The organism is Allobosea sp. NPDC055594, assembly GCF_053618995.1.
Genome location: NZ_JBSHIO010000008.1, coordinates 250,753 through 271,606 on the forward strand (window position 1 = coordinate 250,753; position 20,854 = coordinate 271,606).

Here is a 20,854-nt window from a genome sequence, read left to right on the forward strand (position 1 = left end):
ATTGTCCAAGCTGCCGGACAAAATGTTCGGGCTAAAGAGCCTGCGGCAGCCAGATCAGGAAACGCGTACCGCTGCCCTGCTCGCTTTCGGCGCTGATCGCCCCGCCCTGGCGCAGGATCAGCTTCTGGCTGATCGAGAGGCCGAGCCCCGTGCCTTCCCGGCTCTTGGTGGTGAAGAACGGATCGAAGATGCGCGCCAGCGTCTCGGCATCCATGCCGGTGCCGGTATCGGCGATCTCGATCACGATGCCCGGCGTGCCCTGCCGTTCTTCGTCGAAGTCGCGGAGTGTCACAGTGCCGCCGGACGGCATCGCATGGATCGCGTTGACGATGAGGTTGACCAGCACCTGCAGGAGCTCGGTACGGTTCATCAGGACGAGGCCCGTGGCGCGATGATCCTCGACGATGTCGATCCCGGCCCGGTTGAGCAGATGCTGCACCAGCGGCAGGCAATGCTCGATCACGTCGCGCGGCGCATGGCGCTCGACATAGCCGGCGAATTCCTCCGGCCGGGCGAATTGCAGCAGCCGGGTGACGATATCCTCGATGCGGCGGATCTGCTCGTCGATCAGGCGGAACTCGGTGCTGGCGAGCTGGACCTGGTTGCCGAGCACCTGACGGACCACGTCGAGATTGCCCTGGATCACCGCCACCGGATTATTGATCTCATGGGCGACGCCGGCGGTGATCTCGCCGATCGCGGCGAGCTTTTCCGACATGACGAGCTGCTTGGTGGTGAGCTCCAGCTCCTTGTTGGCGGCTTCCAGCTCGCGCGTCCGCTCGGCGACGCGCTTGTTCAGCTCCTCGTTCCAGCTGCGCAATTGCCGGTCGCGCGCCTGCAGACGGTCGAGCAACTCGTCGAGATGCGTCGCGACGCGACCGATTTCGTCGCGCGCGGCGGGCAGGCTGGTACGGGCGTCGAGATCGCCGCCCTCGACCTTCGAGATCGTGTCGGTCATCTGCTCGAGCGGCTTGAAGATCGCCCGCGCCCAGCGCAGGAAGATCGGCACGCCGAGCGCCGTGACGAGCAGAAAGGCGCCGATGATCGTCGCCAGCGTGATCAGCTTCTCGTGGCGGAACGGCGTCTCGAGAAAGCCGACATAGAGCATGCCGACGCGCTTGCCATGGCTGTCGCTGATCGGCTCATAGGCCGAAATGTACCAGTCGTTGACGACGAAGGCGGAGTCGAGCCAGGTCCGGCCCTCGCCGAGAACGGCCTGGCGCACGGCCGCCGAGACGCGCGTTCCCAGCGCCCGCCGCCCTTCGAACAGGCGGACATTGGTGCTGATGCGGACATCGTCGAGGAAGAGCGTCGCCGTGCCCTGGCTGCCCTCCGGCAAGCTGGCCTGGCGATAGACCAGATCGTTGATCGTATCGATGAAGACGAGATTCTGGTTGAGCAGGAGACCGCCGACCAGCACGGCCCTGCGCCCATCGGCGAGCTGAACCGGGCTGGCAGAGTGCACGACCATGCCGCGCGTCTCCGCCGCCCTGTCGGTCGGCGCAGCATTCTCGGTGGGAACCAGCTCGACCTTGGCACGCTCCGCCATCGCCGGCGAGATCGCGGCCAGCTCTTCCGCGCTGAAGATGTCGACGGCCGTCGACGGCGTCCCAGCCATAGCTGAAACGATCACCGGCCAATCCCTGCGGGTACGGGTTTCGCCCGTCTGCGGCGCCGTGGCGAGCAGCCTGCCATCGCCTTCGAGGAGGTTCAGGAAGTCGAGGCCGAGTTCCTTGCGGCTCGCCTCCAGCCAGTCGGCCAACTTCGGCCCGCTATCCGCGTCGGCAATGATCCGGAACGCTGCGGAGTCGCCGAGCGCGCGGATATGGTCGCTGGTATTGTCGAGGATGCGGGCGAAATACTGATGCGCGATGGTGAGATCGCCATTGACCTTGGTGATCAGCAGCGCGTCGAATTTGGTGTTGAGGCGGCCGATGACCAGCGCCAGCAGCAGCGGAACCACGACCAGGAACGGCAGCAGCGCGATCGCCAGCAATCTGTAGCGGACCGAGCGCCCGCGCCGCGCCGGCGCCTGGACCGTGGCGTCAGACATTCCAGGCCGCGCACTTCCTGTCGATGGTCTTGCGCGAAACGCCGAGCCGTCGCGCCGCTTCATTGCGGTCGCCTGCCGTCTCCTGCAGCATGGCCAGGATGTGCCGGCGCTCGATCTCTTCCAGGCTTTCGTCTGCGGCGCCGGATTGCGGCGCCAAGCGGTCGCCGAAATCCTCGGGGAACCTCCCGAGGATCAATGTGCGCTCGATCAGATTGCGCAGCTCGCGCACATTGCCCGGCCAGCGATAGCGCGCCAGCGCGGCGCGTATGCCGGCTTCGATCGGCACCTGCGGCATCGCCAGCTGCTGGGACAGCCTACGCATGAACAGCGTCGCAAGCTCCTGCACGTCGTCGCCACGATCGCGCAGAGGTGGGAGCTGAAGCTGCATCACGTTGATGCGGTAGAACAGGTCCGCCCGGAAACGCCCGCGCCTGACAGCGGCTTCGAGGTCGGCATTGGTCGCGAAGACGAAGCGCAGGTCGATCGGCACCTCGCGCTCGGAGCCGAGCGGCCGGACACGCCTGTCTTCGAGCACGCGCAGCAGCTTGCTCTGCGTCGCAGCCGGCATTTCGCCGATCTCGTCGAGGAAGAGCGTGCCGCCGCGCGCATGCAGGAAAAGCCCTTCGCGCGAGGCGTTGGCGCCGGTGAAGGAGCCTTTCAGATGGCCGAACAGCTCGCTCTCGAGCATGTCGGCCGGGATCGCGGCACAGTTCACCGGCACGAAGGGCTTGTCGGCGCGGTCGGACAAGGCGTGCAGCGAGCGCGCCGCGACCTCCTTTCCGGTGCCGGACTCGCCGGCGATCAGCACCGAGGATGGCAGCGGCGCAACGCGCGCGATCGTCTCCCGGACGCGCGCGATGACCTCCGAATTTCCGATCAGCCTGTCGCGCAGCAGGATATGATCGGAACTTGAGCGCAGCTCGTGCCTGAGCACGATGTTCTCGCGCTGGAGCCGGACCCGGTCGAGGCAGCGCGCGACGGCGTTGAGGATTTGGTTCGAGCGAAACGGCTTCAGGACGAAATCGACGACGCCGGCCCGCAACGCCTGGATCGCCGTATCGAGATCGGCATAGGCGGTGATCAGGATGACATCGGAGAAGAAGCCGGTGGCACGCTGCTCGGCCAGCCAGTCGACGCCGTTCTTGCGCGGCATGATGTTGTCGAGGATGACGACGTCGAAATGCTGGGCATCGAGCTTGCGCGCGGCCTCCTCGACATCGGCCGCCTCCTCGATGCGCTTGCAGCGCGGCCCGAGGATACGCAGCAGGAAGTTGCGCATCCCCGGCTCGTCGTCGACGACGAGAATCGTGGCCTGCGCCAGCCATGGGCCGAATTCCGGATCCTGCAAGGCCGGAGCCGGCGCCCTCTCAACGTCGATCGTCACGTTTCCTGACCTGAAGTCCGTTTTTATCTTGCGTTGCGGCACCGCCGGAGCAGGCCGAAGCGGCGATCATCAAACCGGATGCGTGCCGATGCAACCAGCTGCCCATTCAGCCTGGGGAAGACACGTCCAGATCGTGCGAACTGACGTGCCTTCGCGCAGCTCCGAGCGACCTTCGCGACCCATGGACTGGCTCTCAACTCAAAGGACGGATCGCGACGCAAGCGACTCAGGGGAGTGACGAGTTCCAAGAGCCGCTTGTCTTGGTTGAATGACGAGCGGCGGCAGAAGAGCGAGCCGCCGCTGCCGCGCCATGGTAGCCCCCTGCGGGGCGACGATCGGCGCATTCTCGGTGGGATCGTTCCTGTGCTGGGGTGCGGCTGGCGCTGCTGCGACCGCCCGGCCGAATATCTGCCCTATCCGACGGTCAAGGATCGCTTCGATCACTGAGCGCGAGCGGCATCCTCGCCCTGCCGGCGCCGGGCAGGACGACGGACCGCGCCGCAACCGCCGGCATGGCCCATCCTCGCCTCGATCTCCTCGAACAGGCGCATCGGCATAAGCCATACGCGGCGCGGTTCTCCGCCTTCGCGGCAAGCAGTTCCCCCAGCCCCCTACGCGTCGTTCCGACGCGCTGTTCCCCTGCGATCCGAATTTCTCGCGCAGAGCCGATTGACATCGGACACGATCCCAGCCTTTTTAGTAAAACCTTTTACTATGGCGTTTTGACATGTCTCACAAAGAACTTCTCGACGCGATCGACCGCGACCAGGATCAGCTCGTCGATTTTCTCCGCCGCCTCGTCCGAGCTCCCTCGCCCAATCCGCCGGGCGACACCCGCGAAGCTGCGGGCCTCGTTTCGGCCTTTCTGGAGCAAAGAGGCATCGGGTCGGCGATCATCGCGCCCCAGGAGACGATGCCGAACGTCGTCAGCGAGTTCGACGGAGGCAGCACCGGCGAGCGGCTCGTGATGAACGGCCATCTCGACGTCTTCCCTGTCGGAGACGGTGCAGGCTGGGACCGCGATCCCTGGTCGGGCGATCTCGAGAACGGCTACATCCATGGCCGCGGCACGACGGACATGAAGACGGGGACCGCCGCCTCCATCATCGCCTTCAGCTACCTGCATCGCTATCGCAGAAAGCTGCGCGGAAGCCTCGGCCTGACCGCCGTGTCGGATGAGGAAACGGGCGGCAAATACGGCAGCCGCTGGCTCCTGGAAAACGATACCCGCTGGCAGGGCGACTGCATGATCAACGCGGAGCCGGGCAGCCTCCACGCGATCCGTTTCGCGGAAAAGGGAACCTTGCGGATCACCTTCATCGTGCGGACGGCCGGCGCCCATGGCGCCTATGTGCACAGGACCGAGAGTGCGAGCCGCGTCGCGGCAGCCCTGATCGCCCGCCTCGCAATCGTTGAGACGATGACACCGGATCTGCCGCCGGATCTGGCGGCCCACATGGCGAAAGCCGACGTGCGCGACGCCATGGATGCCGCGATGGGGCCCGGCGCCGCGGACGTCGCGACCCGGACGACACTGAACATCGGCGTGGTACAGGCCGGCCTCAAGGTCAACATGATCCCTGACCACTGCCGCGTCGAGGCGGATATCCGGCTGCCCATGGGCCTGAAGGCCGAGCAGGTCCTGGCGGTCATTGCCGGGATTCTCGAGGACTTTCCCCAGACCGAGATGTCGGTGCAGGAAGCCGCCAGCAATCCGGCCGCCTATTGCGCCCACGATCACCGCATGGTCGGCCTGCTTGCCAGAAACGCCGAAACCGTCACGGGGATCAGGCCGGTCGCTGTGCCTTCGCTCGGCGCGACCGACTGCAAGTTCTGGCGCTACCGCAACGTGCCCGCCTATGTCTACGGCCCGGCGCCGGGCCGTATGGCGATGACCAATGAGAGCGTGCCGGTCTCCGAGTTCCTCGCAGTCGTCAAGACACACACCCTCGCCGCCTGGGACTTTCTCGGCGGCGAAGGCTGAAGTTCACATCAAAATCGAAAACATTGGGGGAAACATAGATGCCCGGCTTCTTCACCGTCTCGCGTGCCTGTCTCATCGTCGCCGCGCTCGGAGGCCTGATCGGCTCCGCGGCGGCGGCCGATCTGAAGGTCGCATTGAGCACCAACCTCAACACCCTCGATCCCGCCACCGCGGCCTTCGGGGAGGAATATGTCTATAGCGGCCTGGTCTTCAGCGCGCTGATGGGGACGGACGCTGACGGCAAGGTCTATCCGGACCTTGCCGTCAGCTCGCAGGCCTCCGCGGACCTGAAGTCCTGGGATTTCAAGCTGCGTCCCGGCGTGCGTTTCCAGCATGGCAAGCCCCTGACGTCCGAAGACGTCGTCTTCACCTTCCGCCGCATCCTGGAGCCGGGGACCGGCTCTGGCGCGAGGTCCGATCTCGGCCTTGTCGAAAGCGTCGAGGCGGTCGACGACATGACGGTTCGCTTCAAGCTCAGCGTGCCCTATGCGAGCTTTCCGGAACTGCTGACCGGCCGCCATATGCGCATCCTCGCATCCGACCGCGCCGACAGCATCAAGACCAACCCGAGCGGCACCGGTCCGTTCCGCTTCGTCAAATACACGCCCGGCGATTCCGTCGAGCTGGAGCGCAACCCCGACTATTACGGCGCCGACAGGATCAAGCTCGACAAGGTCGTGCTGCGCATCATCCCGGAAGCGGCCTCACGCGTCGCCGCCTTGCGGGCCGGTGACATCGACATGATCTGGAACGCGCCGCTGGAGACGATTCCCGATCTCAAGCGCAATCCCGACGTCGCGGTCGATGCCAGGCCGAGCGGCACCTGGGACGGTTTCGTCCTGAACAACACCAAGCCGCCCTTCAGCGACGTCCGCGTACGCAGAGCCGTCTATCTGACGCTCGACAAGCGCGCGCTCGTGCAGTTCGCGCTCGACGGCCAGGGCGAGCCGACCCATTCCCCGATCGCGCCGACCGACCCGGCCTTCAACAAGGCGATCGGCTTCCAACCCAACATAGCCGAAGCCAAGCGCCTGATGGCCGAAGCCGGGCACCCTAACGGCTTCAAGCTGGACATCACCGTCCCCGTCGGCCGCCCGGCTCGCGAGCGCCTGGGCGTGGTGGCCCAGCAGCTTCTGCGGCAGATCGGCATTCAGGTTGCCGTCCAGCGGGTGCCCTACAACCGGTACAGCACCGAGATCGCAGGCATCGCCCCGATGTATGTCGACGGCTTCTTCGCGAGAACCGTCATCGATGCCGCGGTGTATCCCTGGTTCCACAGCAAGGGCGCCTGGAACGGCCGGATGTGGCGCTACAGCAGCCCGCGCATGGACGCGGTCCTGGACGAGGCGCGTCGCACGCCGGCCGTGGACAAGCAGCGCGATCTCTACCGGCAGTATCAGCAGATCATGGTCGACGAGGTTCCCGGCATCATCGCCTACGTCTCGAATGTCGCCACCGCCTACCGGACCTCGGTCAAGAACTATCGGACGAACCCCTTCCTGTGGCTCGACCTCGCTGATGTCGAGAACGTCAAGGCACCGTGATGGCAGGATACCTCACCCGCCGGCTCGGCCAGATCGTCTTCACGATCCTGGCCATGTCGGTCGTCATCTTCGGGATCACGCAGGTCCTGCCCGGCAACGTCGCCTATGTCATCGCCGGGCAGTTCGCCACGCCCGATCAGATCGCGGCCATCGAGACCAGGCTCGGCCTGAACGACCCGATGTGGCAGCAATTCCTCCGCTGGGCCGGCGCGGCGCTGCAAGGCGATCTGGGGACCTCCATGGTGATGAGCCGGCCCGTCGGCCCGCTCGTCGCCGAGGCCCTGGGCCGGTCGGCTCAACTGGCCGGCGTCTCCTTCCTGCTGGTCGCGATGATCGGCGTGATCGTGGGCGTGGTGTCCGGCGTAAGGGCCGGCGGCTGGTTCGATCGCGTCGCGCTCGTCGTGACCTGGCTGTCGGTGGCCATGCCGCAGTTCTTCATCGCGATCGTCCTCGTGCTGCTGTTCTCCGGGCATCTCGGCTGGCTCCCGGCGACCGGCTACACGCCGATCAGCGGGGGCGTGCTGAACTGGCTCTCCCACCTGATCCTGCCGGTCGCGACGCTGGTCGTCGGCCTGTTCGCACATGTCGCGAGCCTCCAGCGCGCGAGCATGATCGAGACCCTGGGCGCCTCCTATGTCAGGGCTGCCAGAGCAAAGGGTCTGAGCGAGCGCAAGGTCATCACGCGCCACGCCCTGCGCAACGCCCTGATCCCGACGGTCACCGTGCTGACCCTCGATCTCGGCATCCTCATGGGCGGCATCGTCGTCGTCGAGACCGTGTTCTCCTATCCGGGCCTGGGTCGGCTGATGATCACGGCCGTCGAACAGAAGGACCTGCCCGTGCTGCAGGCGAGCGTCCTCACTGTGACCGTGATCTACGCCTTCGCGAACCTGATCGCCGACCTCTGCTATCTCGCTCTCGATCCACGTCTGAGGACCGGTCATGCTGGCGTCCGCTGAACTCCGCGCGCGGCCGCGGCTGCCCCTTCCACTCGTGATCGGCAGCAGCCTGCTGCTCGCGATCCTGATGGCGTCCCTCGCAGCACCTTTCATCACGGCCTTCGACTTCGACGCGATGGATGTGACCGCGCGCATGAAGGCGCCCGACGCAGTCCATCTGCTCGGCACCGACGAATTCGGCCGCGACGTGCTCAGCAGGACCTTGCACGGCGCTTCGACCTCGATCGGCCTCGGTGTCGCCGCGACGGCGTTCGCTTTCGCGATCGGGGTGCCGCTGGGCCTGCTCGGAGGCTATATGCGGGGCCGCCTGGACGATGCCATCATGCGCACCGTCGACATCCTCGTCTCGATACCTCCGGTCATGCTGGGGCTGCTGATCCTGGCTTCGACCAGCCCGGGCGTCTGGAAGGCCGCGCTCGCCGTGGGGATCATCTACATCCCGATCCTCATCCGGCTTTCACGCAGCGTCGCGCTGTCCCTTGCCCAGGAGGAGTTCATCCTGGCGGCGCGCACCCGCGGCGAGGGGCTGGGCTGGATCCTGTTCCGCGAGATCCTGCCGAATGCCCTGCCGCCGCTGGTGGTGGAGACATCGCTGCGGATCAGCTTCGCGATCCTGCTGGGGGCGGTGTTCAGCTTCCTCGGCCTGGGCACGCAGCCGCCTTCCTCCGACTGGGGGCTGATGATCGCGGAAGCACGCCCCTATCTCGAACAGGCCCCCTGGATCGCATTGGCGCCTGGCGTCGCGCTCTGCGTGACCGTGATCTCGATCAACCTCGTCGGGGAAGGCCTGCGCCAGTTCCTGGACGTCCGCAGCCAGCCGGGGGCGTAACCATGTCGGCGATCCTAGAAATCAAAGACCTGCAACTCGTCTACGGCGCCGGGTCGCAGCCCACGCTTCATGGCGTCGACCTCGAGATCGCGACCGGCCAGGCCGTCGGCGTGGTCGGAGAGAGCGGCTCGGGCAAGAGCACCGTCGCATGGACCGTGATGGGGCTGTTGCCACCCGGTGCCCGCGTCACCCGAGGCTCGGTATCCTTCGAAGGAAACGAGCTTCTCGCCATGTCTGCCGAAGAGCGCAGGCGACTGCGCGGCAAGTCCATCGCCATGGTGTTCCAGGACCCCTTCACGACCTTGAACCCCTGCCTGACGGTCGGGCAGCAGCTCACCGAGGTCCTCGTGGAGCGCGGTCTCGTCGACGCCGGCGCCGCACGGCGCGAAGGCTTGCGGCTGATGGACGAGGTCAAGCTGCCCCGCGCCTCGGAGCTTTACGATGCCTATCCCCACCAGCTCTCAGGCGGCATGAAACAGCGGATCGTGATCGCCTCGGCCCTCGCCTGCTCGCCGAAATTGCTGGTGCTTGATGAACCGACGACCGCGCTCGACGTGACGGTCGAGGCGCATATCCTGCGGCTCCTGGCCGAGTTGCAGAAGACACGCGGCCTAAGCATGCTGTTCATCAGCCACAATCTCGGCATCGTCGAGCAGCTCTGCTCTTCCGTCACCGTGATGCAGTCCGGCCGCGTCGTCGAAGCCGGCGCTGCGGAACAGGTGCTCCGGCGCCCGAACCATGCCTATACGCAAAAGCTCCTCGGCTCCCTCCCGCGCCTCCTGAAGCCCGCGACCCCGGCCCCAGGCCCGGCGAACGAGGAAGCGCCGCAAGCCGAGGTGATCGAGGCTCGCGACGTCTCGCTGAGCTTCGGCGGGCGCCCGGGCCTGATCTCCCGACTCCTCGGCACCGAGGGCAACGCCGTCCAGGCGTTGGCGAACGTCTCCTTGTCCCTGCGAAAGGCCGAGATCGTCGGCCTCGTGGGGGAGAGCGGCTCGGGGAAATCGACTCTCGGGCGCTGCCTGGTCGGGATCTATGCGCCGCAATCCGGCGAGATCCGCCTCGACGGCCGAGCGACCAACCCGCGGGCCGACCGGTCTGACCGACGCATCCAGATGGTCTTCCAGAACCCCGACTCCTCGCTCAATCCCCGGCACCGGATCGGCGAGATTCTCGGCCGGCCGCTCCGGCTGGTCGGAAAATCGAAGCGCGAGGCCGACCAGCGGGTCAAGGAGCTTCTGGCCCTGGTGCGTCTGCCCGAGACCTATGTCAGCCGCTATCCCCACCAGCTCAGCGGCGGCGAGAAGCAGCGGATCGGCATCGCCCGGGCGCTGGCGCTCGAACCCGAGATCCTGATCTGCGACGAAGTCACCTCGGCGCTCGACGTGTCGGTGCAGGCCTCGATCCTGGATCTGATCAAGGACCTGCGCGATCGCCTCGATGTCGCGATCCTGTTCGTCTCGCACGACCTCGCCGTGATCTCGCAGATTTCCGACCGTGTCGTCGTCATGCGGGGTGGGCGCATCGTCGAGGAAGGCAGTGTCGGGCAGGTGATCGCCGCCCCCCGGGAGGCCTATACGCGGGAACTTCTGGCATCCGTGCCGCCCTTCATTTCCGAAGGCCTTTCGACTGCACGCGCCATCGCCGGGGCCTGACGCGACATTCCCGGCGATAATTCCTGGAGAACGCGATGCCGCACGCACAGCCCGCGCCGGAGGACGGGCTGCCCGCCCGGGAGCGTGTTCGGTGCGGGGCGGGTATCGATCCGCGGGAGGAAGATGCGATAGAATAAGGGCCTGGCGCATTTGCACGGTTCGAAGGAACGCGGAGATGCGCCAGGATCTGCACGACCATTCCGCTTCGCCCGAGCGCGAAGCCGGTTGTATTGTGGCTGCGACCGTCGAGACCATCTGCCGGTCGCTTTGCGGCGGCCGACCGCCTGAACTGGACGAAGGCCCGGCATTTCGTCAAAGAAGGCGGCGGCGAACAGGCAAATTCGTAGGATCATGTCATCCAGGCGCGCAACCATCTCTGACGTCGCCAATGCGGTCGGCATATCGATCGGCGCCGTTTCCCGGATCCTCAACAAGGATCCCTCGCTCAACGTCCGCGAGGAGACCCGGGAGGCGGTGCTGCGCAAGATTGCCGAGCTCGGATATTCTCCCAATCCGCATGCGCGCAGCCTGAGAACCGCGCGCACCGGCAGTCTGGCGATGATCCTTCCCGAGATCCACAGTCCGGCTTTCGCCGCGATGATCCAGGGCGCACAAAAAGCCGCGCATGAGCGCGGCTATTCCATGCTGCTCGGCGGCGTCGGCCCGGACGGCGACGACCCCGAGCTCCCTGCACGATTGCTCGAGAAGAACCGGGTCGACGGCTTCCTCATAACCGCCGGGCGCCGGGAAACCGAGGCTTTTGCCGCCCTGCGCGACCTCGACGCTCCTTACGTCCTGCTGAACCGCTACCGCGACGAGGAGCAGCCTCATGTCGTTCTCGACGATACGGGCGGCGTCCTGGCGGTCGTCCGGCATCTGACGGATCTCGGGCACCGGCGCATCGGCTTCCTGGGTCCTTCGGAGCGTTTTCTCGGCATTCGGCGTCTGGCCGGTTACAAGGCGGCACTCGAGGAAGTCGGCGTGGCCCTCGACCCCGCCCTGATCGTCGATACAGGCTATTTTCGCGAAGGCGGTGAGACCGGCCTGGAACAGTTGCTTCGCCTGCCCTCCCCGCCAACGGCCGTCTTCGCCACCAACCACCTGGTGGCGGCCGGCGCCATCGTCGCGGCAGGCCGTCATGGTCTGTCCGTGCCAGCAGATCTTTCGATCGCCAGCTTCTATGACGGACCGGTCGCGGAATTGCTGCAGCCGCCCCTCACCGCGGTCCGCTATCCCCTCGAAGACCTCGGGTACCGCGCCACCAGCATCCTGATCGATCTGGTCGAGGGGCGCAGCGTCACGGAAACCAATGTCGTCCTGCCCTATGAAGCGGTCGTGATCCGCGGCTCTACCGGTCCTGTACGAGCTTCCCGCTAGCTGGCAACGCTGATGTCGGCCATTGCCTCGCCCTGGCCATCCCGGCTCGCCCGTGCGTCATCTGTACAAAAGCGAAGCCCGGTGGTCTGCTGCTTGGGCTGCAGCGACGCGGACGCCTTTGCCTGCGGTCGCGAAACGGAAGGAGTGGTGGGCCGTGTCTGACGCCATGACAACTCTAGACGAACGGATCGCGCTTCTCCGGCGAACCATTTCAGACCTGATGGAGCAGGCAACGGCTGCTTCGGGCTCCGCCACCGAAGAGAGCATCGCGGCAAGGCTGGACGATCTTCAGCAGCGTCTCAACACGCTGCTGAAGGAACGCGAAGCGCTGGGCGGCAAGACGGGTTGAGGCATGGTGCCGGCTTGCCGGAGCGCCGCTATTTCGCCGGCGCCCCGGCAAGCCAGGCCTTGATCGTCCCGGCGTCGGCATCGGCAAGCGCGTGGCCGGCATCGATCCGGGCCAGTTCGACATGCCCGCCGGCCTTGCGAAGCCGCTCCGCCAGTGCCGCCGCGCCGGGCGCATAGGGATCGGATGCGCCGGCGACGATCAGCGTCGCGCTGTCCGAGAGATCGGCCTGAGGCTGCTCCTCCAGCACATCGATCGCCCGCAGCAGCACGGCTTTGCGGATGAGGCCGGGATGGAGCCGCATCGCCGCGGCGAGGAAATTCGCGCCGTTGGAATAGCCGAGCCAGGTCGTCCGATCCGGATCGAGCCCGTATGCCTTGACGGCCTCCTCGACGAAGGCGGCGAACGCCTCCGCTTCGGTGCGGATATCGGCCTGGTCGAACCTGCCTTCGCCGAGGCGGCGAAACCAGCGTGCCGTCCCCTCCTCGGTGCTGCGCCCGCGCAGGCCGAGCAGGCTGGCGCGCGGCGCGGCGCGGCGGGCGAGCGGCATCAGGTCCGCCTCATTGCCGCCGGTGCCGTGCAGGAGCACGATCGTACTGCCGTCATCCTGCTCCGGCACATGGAAACGGTGGACGAAGGGCAGGTCGCGATAAGTCGGGCGCGGCTCCCCCGGCAGCGCGAATTGCGGCAGCATCACCCGGATCGCCTCGGCGCGCTCGGCATCGGAAGGCGGAACCATCAGCGTCTTGCCGAGCTCCGGCTCCGCCTCGTCGACGGTGAAGCCCGGCCCATCCGTCGCCAGTTCGATCAGCGTGCCGCCGGGCTCGCGCACATAGAGCGAGGTGAAATATTTCCGGTCGTGCCGGTTGGTGATCGAGGAGTTGAGACGCGCCAGCGAGGCTTCCGCCGCGGTGACGGCCGCCACGTCCTCCGCCCGGAAGGCGACGTGGTCGGCGACGCCGGTGCCCGGCGCGCCCGGCCAGAACCCCGCGGCCTCCTGAACATCGATGACATCGCCGCTTCCGGAGACCAGACGCTGGACGCCATCAGCCTTCGCTGCCGCCTCATAGCCGAAGCGCCCGACGAAATGCGCGGTTTCCTCCGGCGTCTCCGAAAGGATCGTTGCGCCGCGCAGCCGCAGGATCGCATCGCCCGGCTCGATACCGGGCGACAGCCAGGGCGAAACCGCCGGCATCTCGACGCCGACCAGCTTCACCACCACCCCGTCGGGATCGCGCAGCCGCAGTACCGGTTCGCCGAATTCCTGCCGAGGTCCTGCGGCCGGCACCTGCCGCGTCAGCGCCCGCGTCAGCCAGAAGCCGATGCTGGCCGGCGGCACGGCCAGCGCGATCTCGCTCACCTGGCCATGGCCGACGCGCCCGGCCGAGCCATCCTGCCAGACCAGGAAGGTGATCAGCGAGCCCGGCGTCCCCAGCCGGTCGCCATAGAACAAATGAAGCTGCTCGGCGTCCTCATAGCCGCCCGTCTGCTTCACCAGCCGCAGGCCGAGGAAACCGGCATAGAAGTCGATATTGGCCTGCACGTCGCGCGTGATCAGCGTGAGATGGTGGATCCCGGAGGTCATGACCGCGCTTTCCGCTCTGCCGTGGCAACAAGAGTTCGATCTCTTGCCCGCATCGGCGCCGCGCGTCGAGCCTGCCGATGGCGTCGGGCGCGAGCGCACCGCCTATCCTCCATCGCAGCGCTGCGCGTATTGACGGCGGCGCGCGCGGCACACAACTCAGCGGGACGTCCGGACGCGCCTCGAAGGGAAACGAGATGACGACGCAGCTCCAGCTTGGCCTCGACACCTTCGGCGACGTCACCGCCGGCCCGGACGGCGCGCTCAAGCCGCATGCGCAGGTGATCCGCGACCTCGTCGACCAAGGCGTTCTCGCCGACGAACTCGGCATCGATTTCTTCGGCATCGGCGAACATCACCGCGCCGATTTCGCGGTATCCTCGCCCGAGACCGTACTGGCCGGCATCGCGACGCGCACCAGCCGCATCCGCCTCGGCTCCGCCGTGACGGTGCTCAGTTCGGACGACCCGATCCGCGTCTTCCAGCGCTTCTCGACCGTCGATGCGCTTTCCAATGGCCGCGCCGAGGTCATTCTCGGCCGCGGCTCCTTCACCGAATCCTTCCCGCTATTCGGCTTCGACCTGCGCCAGTACGAGGCGCTGTTCGAGGAGAAGCTCGACCTCTTCGCCGAGCTGATCCGCAAGACGAGCGTGACCTGGCGAGGAAACTTGCGCCCGCCGCTACGCGACCAGCAGGTCTTCCCGCCGATCGAGAAGGGTGGGCTCACGACCTGGATCGGCGTCGGCGGTAGCCCTGAATCGGTCATCCGGGCCGCCCGCTACGATTTGCCGATGATGCTCGCCATCATCGGCGGGCCGCCGCAGCGCTTCCGGCCCTTCGTCGATCTCTATCACGATGCCTTCGAGCGCCTCGGCCGACCCGTGCGCCCGGTCGGCGTGCACTCGCCCGGCTATATCGCCGACAGCGATGCTGAGGCCGTCGAGGAGTTCTTCCCCGCCTACAAGCAGATGCGCGACCGGATCGGCGGCGAGCGCGGCTGGGCGCCGATGACGCGCGAGGAGTTCGAGCGCGAGGTCGCCGGCGGCTCGCTCTATCTCGGCTCGCCCGAGACGGTCGCCCGCAAGATCACGGCGACCGCCAAGGACCTCGGCCTGTCGCGCTTCCAGCTCAAGATCAGCGCCGGCCCGCTTGCGCATGAGAAGATGATGCGCTGCATCGCGCTCTATGGCCGCAAGGTCATGCCGCTGGTGCGTGAGATGCTCGGCTGAACCATCGACCGCGCGGGAAATCGGTCCTGCACGGCTTCGGCCACTTCTCCGGAGCGGTGGCACGCGTTCATCGGCGGCGCGCTGCCCTCACTTCCAACCGGGTCGCCATTTCGCGAATTCGGCCTTGGTCTCGTCATCGGCCGGGTAGAGCCCGAAAATGCCGCGCCCCTCGCGCACCTTCTCCTCGACGAAATCCTCATAGGCTGTCTGCTCATAGGCCTCGGCCGCGACCTCGTTGGCGAGATGGGCCGGGATGACACAGACGCCCTCGCCGTCGCCGACGATGATGTCGCCGGGATAGACCGGGACGTCGCCGCAGCCGATCGGCGCGTTGAGGTCGAGCGCGTGGTGCTGGATCAGGTTGGTCGGGGCGCTCGGCCGGTTGTGATAGGCCGGGAAGCCGAGCGCCGCGATGTCCGGGCTGTCGCGGAAGCCGCCATCGCTGACGATGCCGGCGACGCCGCGCTGCATCAACCGCGTCACCAGGATGCAGCCAGCCGAGGCGGCGCGCGGATCCTTGCGGCTGTCGATCACCATGACATGGCCGGGCGGGCAGGCCTCGACCGCGACGCGCTGCGGGTGCTCGGTGCCGGCGAAGACGCCGAGATGGTCGAGATCCTCCCGCGCCGGGATATAGCGCAGCGTATAGGCCTCGCCGACCATGCGCGCCTTCGGATCGAGCGGGCGCACGTCCTGGATGAAGACATTGCGGAAGCCGCGCTTGAACAGGGCGGTGGTCAAGGTCGCGGTCGAGACGCGCTTCAGCTTCTCGCGGTTCTCGGGCGTCAGGGCAGTCGATGTCATGGGTAGGCGTCCTCGTTCGGGCCACGACTCAATCAGCGTCAGGATCGTCATTCCGGACAAGTGGCGTAAGCCGCGCAGCTCCGGAATCCATCAAGAGGCGAGCCCTGTGATGGATTCCGGCACTCCGCTTCGCTGCGGCCGGAATGACGGGCGAGGCTAGCAGCGAATCTGCCGCTCACTCGATCCTGACATTCGCCTTCTGCGCCACCTCGGCCCAGCGCTTGGTCTCGTTGGCGATGTGGGCGGTGAACTCGGCCTGGGTCGAGCCGACGGCATCGACGCCGAGCTTCTTCAGCTGCTCGATCACGGCCGGCTCGCGCATGATCGCCTGGGTCTCGGTGGAAAGCTTGGCGACGATCTCCGGCGGCACCTTCGAAGGCGCGAAGAAGCCGTGCCAGGAGCTTGCGTCATAGCCCGGGATGAACTCGGAGAGCGCCGGCAGGTCGGGCGCGACCGCGAGGCGCTTCGGCGTCGCCGTGGCGAGCGCCCGGATCTTACCGGCTTCGACATGCGGCCAGGCTATGGTGATGTTGTCGAAGGTCAGCTGGATCTGGCCGGAGAGCAGGTCCTGCGTCACCTGCCCACTCGAGCGATAAGGCACATGGGCCATATCGGTGCCGGTCGCGACCTTGAACAGCTCGGCCGCCATATGGGTCGAGGTACCGGCCCCAGACGAGCCAAACGAGTATTTGCCGGGGTTCTTCTTCAGGAGCTCAATCAGCTCCGGCACGGTCTTGGCCGGCAAATCGAGATTGACCATCAAGATGTTCGGCACGCTCGCCACCTGCGAGATCGGCGCGAAATCCTTGATGTGATCATAGGGCATCCTGGCATAGACGCCGGGGTTGATCGCATGGCTCGACACCGTACCCATGGTCAGCGTGTAGCCGTCGGGCTCGGACCGGGCGACCGCCGCGGCCCCGGTATTGCCGCCGGCTCCCGGCCGGTTCTCGACAATGAACTTGCCGCCGAGGCGGGCGCTGAGCCGGTCGGCCAGGATGCGCCCGAGCAGGTCGGTGGTGCCGCCCGCGGCGAAGGGCACCACGATGGTGACGACCTTGCTGCCGGGATAGCCGGACTGCGCCAGGGCCGGCGCCGCGATCAGGCTGGCCGCACCGGCCAGCAAGGCCCGGCGTGTGAACCTCGTCATCTGTTTCCTCCCCTTCTGCATTTGCCGCCCTGTCGCGCGCCTTCGGGCCGCGCCTCTTTCGGGCGTCTTGCTGTTCCCATAGCATGGGATTTGAGATTTGAAATCTGAAATTTCAGACTTGATACAGCTTGCGCTTTATGGTGACTGATGCGGAATGGCGCTGTCCGCCCGGCCCTGCATGAGGAACCCGATCAGCGGATGGCTGGAGTTCAGATGTCGGAACCGCTCACGATCGAACCCGTCTCGCCACATCTGCTGCGCTCGCTGCGCGAGCATGTGCATGAGCGCCTGCGCCGAGCGATCGTCGCGGGCAATTTCCGCAATGGTGAGCGTCTGAACGAGCGCCACCTTGCCGACCTGCTCGGCGTCTCGACCACCCCGGTCAAGGATGCCATCCGCAGGCTCGAAAGCGAGGGCCTCGTCCGCACCGAGGCGCGCCGCGGCGTCTTCGTCGAATTCTCGGCCAGGCAGGCGCTGGAAATGGCACTCGGCCGCGCCGCGCTCGAAAGCGTCATGGCCCATATCGCCGCAAACCGGATCGCCGATGCCGAGATCGCCGAGATGGCGGGCCTGATCGACGAGATGGCGCATGCGACCGAGCACCGCGCGCTCGAGGACCTCGTCACCCTGAACGAGGCCTATCACGGCATGATCCACCGGATTTCTGGCTGCGCCTATCTCGAGCACCGGCTCGATGGCCAGCGCATGTACGACCACGCCCAGCGCATCGCTCTGCTCGGCGAGCCGGCCGAACGGCGCCAGGGCTATGTCGAGCACAAGGGCATTTTCGAAGCGCTCGCCGCCCATGATCCGGCACTCGCCGAGCAGAGGATGCGGAGCCACATCGTGCGCTCCGCCAAGAGCCATGTGCGCCAGGTCTTCGGCGCCGACGCGGAAGGATTGGCCTATGACGAATGAGAGCGGACGGCAGCAGAAGGTGCGCACGGCCCTGCGCGGCATTTCCGGCGTGCACGTCACCGCCTGGAAGAGCGATGGCGAAGCCGACTGGGCGCTGACCGGCAAGATCGTCGCCCGTATCGCCGAGGCCGGCATCCACAACATCGTCTCGGCCGGCAATACGGGCGAGTTCTACCCGATGACCACCGAGGAGGTGGTGCGCAGCCATGCCGTCGCGGCCGAGGCGGCCGCCGGCAAGGCGCTCGTTACCGCCGGCATCGGCCGCTCGCTGCGCGAAGCGGTCTCGACCGGCAGGCTCGCCGCCAGGGCCGGCTGTGATGCGGTGATGGTGCATCATCCGCTCGATCCCTTCGCCGCGCCGCAATCCCAGGCCGATTATTTCCTCGCCATCGCCGAGGCACTGGAGATCCCGCTCGTCGCCTATGTCCGCTCCGACGCGATCGGCGTGAAGGACCTCGCCCGCGTCGCGAACCACCCGAACGTCGCCGGCGTGAAGTTCGCCTCGCCCAACATGATGCTGCTGGCCGATTGCGTCCGCGAGACACAAGGCTCCAGCGCCAACTGGATCTGCGGCCTCGCCGAGGGCTGGGCCGCGCCCTTCTACGCGCTCGGCGCGCGCGGCTTCACCTCCGGCCTGATCAATGTCACACCCGAGCGCTCGCTGGCAATCTGGCGGGCGCTGGAAGCCGGCGATTACGACGCCGCGCGCCGCGAGGTCGACGCCATTGCCGGCTTCGAGAAGCTCAGGACGAAATACGGCAATGGCGCCAATGTCACCGTGGTCAAGGAAGCGCTCGGCCTGCTCGGTACCAATGTCGGTCCCGTGCGCCTGCCCGGCCTGCCGGAGCTCAACGCGAGCGAGCGCGCCGAATTGCGGGCGATCGTTTCGAGCTGGGGCAGCCGCCGGGCGGCGGCGGAGTAGACGAGCACTTTCCACCCCCTCCCCGTCATCCCGGACAAGCCGCGAAGCGGCGCAGCTCCGGGATCCATCGGAGGCCACGTCGCTCTACGATGGATCCCGGGTCTGCGCTTCGCTTGCCCAGGATGACGCGGAGGTTCGAGAGCGAAAATACGAAGCACCGAGGAAACGCCGATGTCCCATCCCCGCAAGACGCCCGACACGCTGCGCTCGAAGCGCTGGTTCGGGGCGAGCGATCTGCGCTCCTTCGGGCATCGCTCGCGGGCACTGCAGATGGGGCTCAACCATGACGAGTTCATGGGCAAGCCGGTGATCGGCATCCTCAACACCTGGTCCGAGATCAACCCCTGCCACACTCATCTGCGCGACCGCGCCGAGGCGGTGAAGCGCGCGGTCTGGGCCGCCGGCGGCTTCCCGGTCGAGATCCCGGTGATGTCGGCCTCGGAGCAGTACCAGAAGCCGACAACCATGCTCTATCGCAATTTCCTGGCGATGGAGGCGGAGGAGTCGATCAGGTCCCATCCCCTCGACGGCGCCGTCCTGCTCGGCGGCTGCGACAAGTCCACGCCGGCCCTGATCATGGGCGCCTGCAGCGCAGGGCTCCCCTTCATCTTCGTGCCGGCCGGGCCGATGCTGCGCGGCAACTGGGCCGGCAAGACGCTCGGCTCCGGCGCCGATGTCTGGAAATACTGGGCCGAGAAGGAAGCCGGCAACATCTCCGACGAGCAATGGCGCGAGATGGAGAGCGGCATCGCGCGCTCGCACGGCACCTGCATGGTGATGGGCACCGCCGCGACGATGATGAGTCATGCCGAGGTGCTCGGCCTCACCTTGCCCGGCGCCTCCGCCATCCCCGCCGCCGACGCCGCCCATCCGCGCATGGCGGCGGCGGCCGGCAAGCGCATCGTCGAGATGGTCTGGGAAGACCTTACACCGGACCGCATCCTGACCCGCAAGAGCTTCGAGAACGCGCTCACCGTCCATATGGCGGTTGCCGGCTCGACCAATGCGATCATCCATCTCGTCGCCATGGCCGGGCGCGCCGGCGTGCCGCTCACCCCCGACGATTTCGACGAATTCTCGCGCAAGGTGCCCGTGATCGCCAATCTGCGGCCTTCCGGCGAATTCCTGATGGAGGACTTCTTCTATGCCGGCGGCCTCCCTGCCCTGCTGAAGCAGCTGGAGAGCAAGCTCCACACCGACGCGATGACCGTCACCGGCAAGCCGATTTCGGAGACGATCGCCCTCGCCCAGGTCTATGACGACAACGTCATCCGTCCGCTCGACAAGGCGGTCTCGACCGCCAACGGGCTCGCCGTGCTCAAGGGCAACCTCGCCCCCGATGGCTGCGTCATCAAGCCCTCCGCCGCCGAGCCGCGCCTCTTGAAGCATTCCGGTCCGGCGCTGGTCTTCGAAGACTATGACGCGATGATGCGGGCGGTGAACGACGAGAATCTCGACGTCACCGCCGAGCACATCATGGTGCTGAAGAATTGCGGCCCGGTCGGCGGCCCCGGCATGCCGGAATGGGGCATGCTGCCGATCCCGAAGAAGCTGCTTAAGCAGGGCGTGCGCGACATGCTGCGCCTCTCCGATGCCCGCATGTCCGGCACCAGCTACGGCGCCTGCGTCCTGCACATCGCTCCGGAAGCCTATATCAAGGGCCCGCTCGCCGCCGTGCAGACCGGCGACATCATCAGCGTCGATGTCGAGGCCCGCAGCATCTCGGTCGATCTGACAGACGCCGAGATCGCCGCGCGGCTGAAGGGCTGGACGCCGCCCGACCGCGACTATGCCCGCGGCTATGGCAAGATGTCGGCGGCCCATATCCAGCAGGCCGACAAGGGCTGCGACTTCGACTACCTCACTGGCACGGCGAAGGTGGCGGAACCGGAGATCCACTGATTGCGACGGCGCGGCCGACTTTTGCTCTGCCGCGCCCTCCTCTTCTCGCACCTCCTGCGTTGGGATGGTCACTTGGCATGTTGTTGCTGCTCTGCTAACAGCCTGCGCCTTGCGAGGTCGCTCGGGCGGGGCCGTTGAGGCCGACGGCGCGGGCGGGCTGTGATCGTCCGGGTCGAGAGCGGCCCCACCATGTTCCGAAGGCGCAGTGCATGCTTGAGA

18 protein-coding genes are annotated in these 20,854 nt (G+C 66.7%); 13 read left to right on the top strand and 5 right to left on the bottom strand.

What is annotated here, in order from left to right:
• Positions 1-31: 31 nt before the first annotated feature.
• Positions 32-2,053: a sensor histidine kinase gene (locus ACWGRX_RS18125; protein WP_452118666.1), complete on the bottom strand. Its 2,022-nt coding sequence runs from the start codon at positions 2,051-2,053 to the stop codon at positions 32-34.
• Positions 2,046-3,437, bottom strand: a complete 1,392-nt coding sequence (locus ACWGRX_RS18130; protein ID WP_452118667.1) for a sigma-54-dependent transcriptional regulator — start codon at positions 3,435-3,437, stop codon at positions 2,046-2,048. Before ACWGRX_RS18130 ends, ACWGRX_RS18125 begins: the two co-directional genes overlap by 8 nt.
• Positions 3,438-3,671: 234 nt before the next feature.
• Here ACWGRX_RS18130 and ACWGRX_RS18135 point away from each other — a divergent pair, with 234 nt between their 5' ends.
• The 8 genes from ACWGRX_RS18135 to ACWGRX_RS18170 all read left to right on the top strand — a co-directional run bounded on the left by ACWGRX_RS18135 (position 3,672) and on the right by ACWGRX_RS18170 (position 12,131).
• Positions 3,672-3,884 (top strand): hypothetical protein, encoded by a 213-nt coding sequence (locus tag ACWGRX_RS18135; protein WP_452118668.1) that lies wholly within the window; start codon positions 3,672-3,674, stop codon positions 3,882-3,884.
• A gap of 280 nt (positions 3,885-4,164) precedes the next feature.
• Complete coding sequence (locus ACWGRX_RS18140; RefSeq protein ID WP_452118669.1) at positions 4,165-5,421, top strand: M20/M25/M40 family metallo-hydrolase; 1,257 nt, start codon at positions 4,165-4,167, stop codon at positions 5,419-5,421.
• A 38-nt stretch (positions 5,422-5,459) separates the two neighbouring features.
• A complete protein-coding gene (locus tag ACWGRX_RS18145; protein WP_452118670.1) occupies positions 5,460-6,965 on the top strand; it encodes an ABC transporter substrate-binding protein in 1,506 nt (501 codons plus the stop codon).
• Positions 6,965-7,924 carry an ABC transporter permease gene (locus ACWGRX_RS18150; RefSeq protein WP_452118671.1) on the top strand — a complete coding sequence of 320 codons (960 nt, stop codon included), beginning with the start codon at positions 6,965-6,967 and terminating at the stop codon, positions 7,922-7,924. Before ACWGRX_RS18145 ends, ACWGRX_RS18150 begins: the two co-directional genes overlap by 1 nt.
• Positions 7,908-8,753, top strand: coding sequence for an ABC transporter permease (locus tag ACWGRX_RS18155; protein ID WP_291633136.1), 846 nt, complete (start codon positions 7,908-7,910; stop codon positions 8,751-8,753). The genes ACWGRX_RS18150 and ACWGRX_RS18155 overlap by 17 nt, the downstream gene beginning before the upstream one ends.
• Before the next feature lie 2 nt (positions 8,754-8,755).
• A complete protein-coding gene (locus ACWGRX_RS18160) occupies positions 8,756-10,405 on the top strand; it encodes a dipeptide ABC transporter ATP-binding protein (protein WP_452118672.1) in 1,650 nt (549 codons plus the stop codon).
• 351 nt (positions 10,406-10,756) lie between these two features.
• Entirely contained in the window at positions 10,757-11,782 is a 1,026-nt protein-coding gene (locus tag ACWGRX_RS18165) for a LacI family DNA-binding transcriptional regulator (RefSeq protein ID WP_291633132.1), read from the top strand.
• A 154-nt stretch (positions 11,783-11,936) separates the two neighbouring features.
• Positions 11,937-12,131, top strand: a complete 195-nt coding sequence (locus ACWGRX_RS18170; protein WP_291633130.1) for a hypothetical protein — start codon at positions 11,937-11,939, stop codon at positions 12,129-12,131.
• A gap of 28 nt (positions 12,132-12,159) precedes the next feature.
• Here ACWGRX_RS18170 and ACWGRX_RS18175 read toward each other — a convergent pair whose 3' ends face one another.
• Positions 12,160-13,713 (bottom strand): VOC family protein, encoded by a 1,554-nt coding sequence (locus tag ACWGRX_RS18175; RefSeq protein ID WP_452118673.1) that lies wholly within the window; start codon positions 13,711-13,713, stop codon positions 12,160-12,162.
• Between ACWGRX_RS18175 and ACWGRX_RS18180 the strand changes: the two genes are divergently transcribed.
• Positions 13,712-13,846, top strand: coding sequence for a hypothetical protein (locus ACWGRX_RS18180; RefSeq protein ID WP_291642788.1), 135 nt, complete (start codon positions 13,712-13,714; stop codon positions 13,844-13,846). The two genes, ACWGRX_RS18175 and ACWGRX_RS18180, sit on opposite strands and share 2 nt — an antisense overlap.
• A gap of 61 nt (positions 13,847-13,907) precedes the next feature.
• On the top strand, positions 13,908-14,939 hold the full coding sequence (locus tag ACWGRX_RS18185) for an LLM class flavin-dependent oxidoreductase (protein ID WP_452118674.1): 1,032 nt from the start codon (positions 13,908-13,910) through the stop codon (positions 14,937-14,939).
• 87 nt (positions 14,940-15,026) lie between these two features.
• Here the strand turns inward: ACWGRX_RS18185 and ACWGRX_RS18190 are convergent, their stop codons facing one another.
• Together ACWGRX_RS18190 and ACWGRX_RS18195 are read right to left on the bottom strand one after the other, a co-directional pair.
• Positions 15,027-15,743: a ribonuclease activity regulator RraA gene (locus tag ACWGRX_RS18190; protein ID WP_452118675.1), complete on the bottom strand. Its 717-nt coding sequence runs from the start codon at positions 15,741-15,743 to the stop codon at positions 15,027-15,029.
• A gap of 175 nt (positions 15,744-15,918) precedes the next feature.
• Positions 15,919-16,893, bottom strand: coding sequence for a Bug family tripartite tricarboxylate transporter substrate binding protein (locus ACWGRX_RS18195; RefSeq protein WP_291642794.1), 975 nt, complete (start codon positions 16,891-16,893; stop codon positions 15,919-15,921).
• Between the two features lie 213 nt (positions 16,894-17,106).
• Here ACWGRX_RS18195 and ACWGRX_RS18200 point away from each other — a divergent pair, with 213 nt between their 5' ends.
• The 3 genes from ACWGRX_RS18200 (at position 17,107) to araD (ending at position 20,635) form a co-directional block, all read left to right on the top strand.
• On the top strand, positions 17,107-17,811 hold the full coding sequence (locus ACWGRX_RS18200) for a GntR family transcriptional regulator (RefSeq protein ID WP_452118676.1): 705 nt from the start codon (positions 17,107-17,109) through the stop codon (positions 17,809-17,811).
• A complete protein-coding gene (locus ACWGRX_RS18205; RefSeq protein WP_452118677.1) occupies positions 17,801-18,733 on the top strand; it encodes a dihydrodipicolinate synthase family protein in 933 nt (310 codons plus the stop codon). The genes ACWGRX_RS18200 and ACWGRX_RS18205 overlap by 11 nt, the downstream gene beginning before the upstream one ends.
• Positions 18,734-18,904: 171 nt before the next feature.
• Entirely contained in the window at positions 18,905-20,635 is a 1,731-nt protein-coding gene (araD, locus tag ACWGRX_RS18210) for an L-arabinonate dehydratase (protein ID WP_452118678.1), read from the top strand.
• Positions 20,636-20,854: the final 219 nt, after the last annotated feature.

Bases quoted from the DNA above. Each gene is read 5' to 3' on its own strand.
- ACWGRX_RS18140 (WP_452118669.1), top strand. From the start codon at position 4,165: ATGTCTCACAAAGAACTTCTCGACGCGATCGACCGCGACCAGGATCAG.
- ACWGRX_RS18150 (WP_452118671.1), top strand. From the start codon at position 6,965: ATGGCAGGATACCTCACCCGCCGGCTCGGCCAGATCGTCTTCACGATC.
- araD (WP_452118678.1), top strand. From the start codon at position 18,905: ATGTCCCATCCCCGCAAGACGCCCGACACGCTGCGCTCGAAGCGCTGG.
- ACWGRX_RS18160 (WP_452118672.1), top strand. From the start codon at position 8,756: ATGTCGGCGATCCTAGAAATCAAAGACCTGCAACTCGTCTACGGCGCC.
- ACWGRX_RS18175 (WP_452118673.1), bottom strand. From the start codon at position 13,713: ATGACCTCCGGGATCCACCATCTCACGCTGATCACGCGCGACGTGCAG.
- ACWGRX_RS18185 (WP_452118674.1), top strand. From the start codon at position 13,908: ATGACGACGCAGCTCCAGCTTGGCCTCGACACCTTCGGCGACGTCACC.
- ACWGRX_RS18180 (WP_291642788.1), top strand. From the start codon at position 13,712: ATGACCGCGCTTTCCGCTCTGCCGTGGCAACAAGAGTTCGATCTCTTG.
- ACWGRX_RS18205 (WP_452118677.1), top strand. From the start codon at position 17,801: ATGACGAATGAGAGCGGACGGCAGCAGAAGGTGCGCACGGCCCTGCGC.
- ACWGRX_RS18125 (WP_452118666.1), bottom strand. From the start codon at position 2,053: ATGTCTGACGCCACGGTCCAGGCGCCGGCGCGGCGCGGGCGCTCGGTC.
- ACWGRX_RS18190 (WP_452118675.1), bottom strand. From the start codon at position 15,743: ATGACATCGACTGCCCTGACGCCCGAGAACCGCGAGAAGCTGAAGCGC.
- ACWGRX_RS18195 (WP_291642794.1), bottom strand. From the start codon at position 16,893: ATGACGAGGTTCACACGCCGGGCCTTGCTGGCCGGTGCGGCCAGCCTG.
- ACWGRX_RS18200 (WP_452118676.1), top strand. From the start codon at position 17,107: ATGTCGGAACCGCTCACGATCGAACCCGTCTCGCCACATCTGCTGCGC.
- ACWGRX_RS18165 (WP_291633132.1), top strand. From the start codon at position 10,757: ATGTCATCCAGGCGCGCAACCATCTCTGACGTCGCCAATGCGGTCGGC.
- ACWGRX_RS18145 (WP_452118670.1), top strand. From the start codon at position 5,460: ATGCCCGGCTTCTTCACCGTCTCGCGTGCCTGTCTCATCGTCGCCGCG.
- ACWGRX_RS18155 (WP_291633136.1), top strand. From the start codon at position 7,908: ATGCTGGCGTCCGCTGAACTCCGCGCGCGGCCGCGGCTGCCCCTTCCA.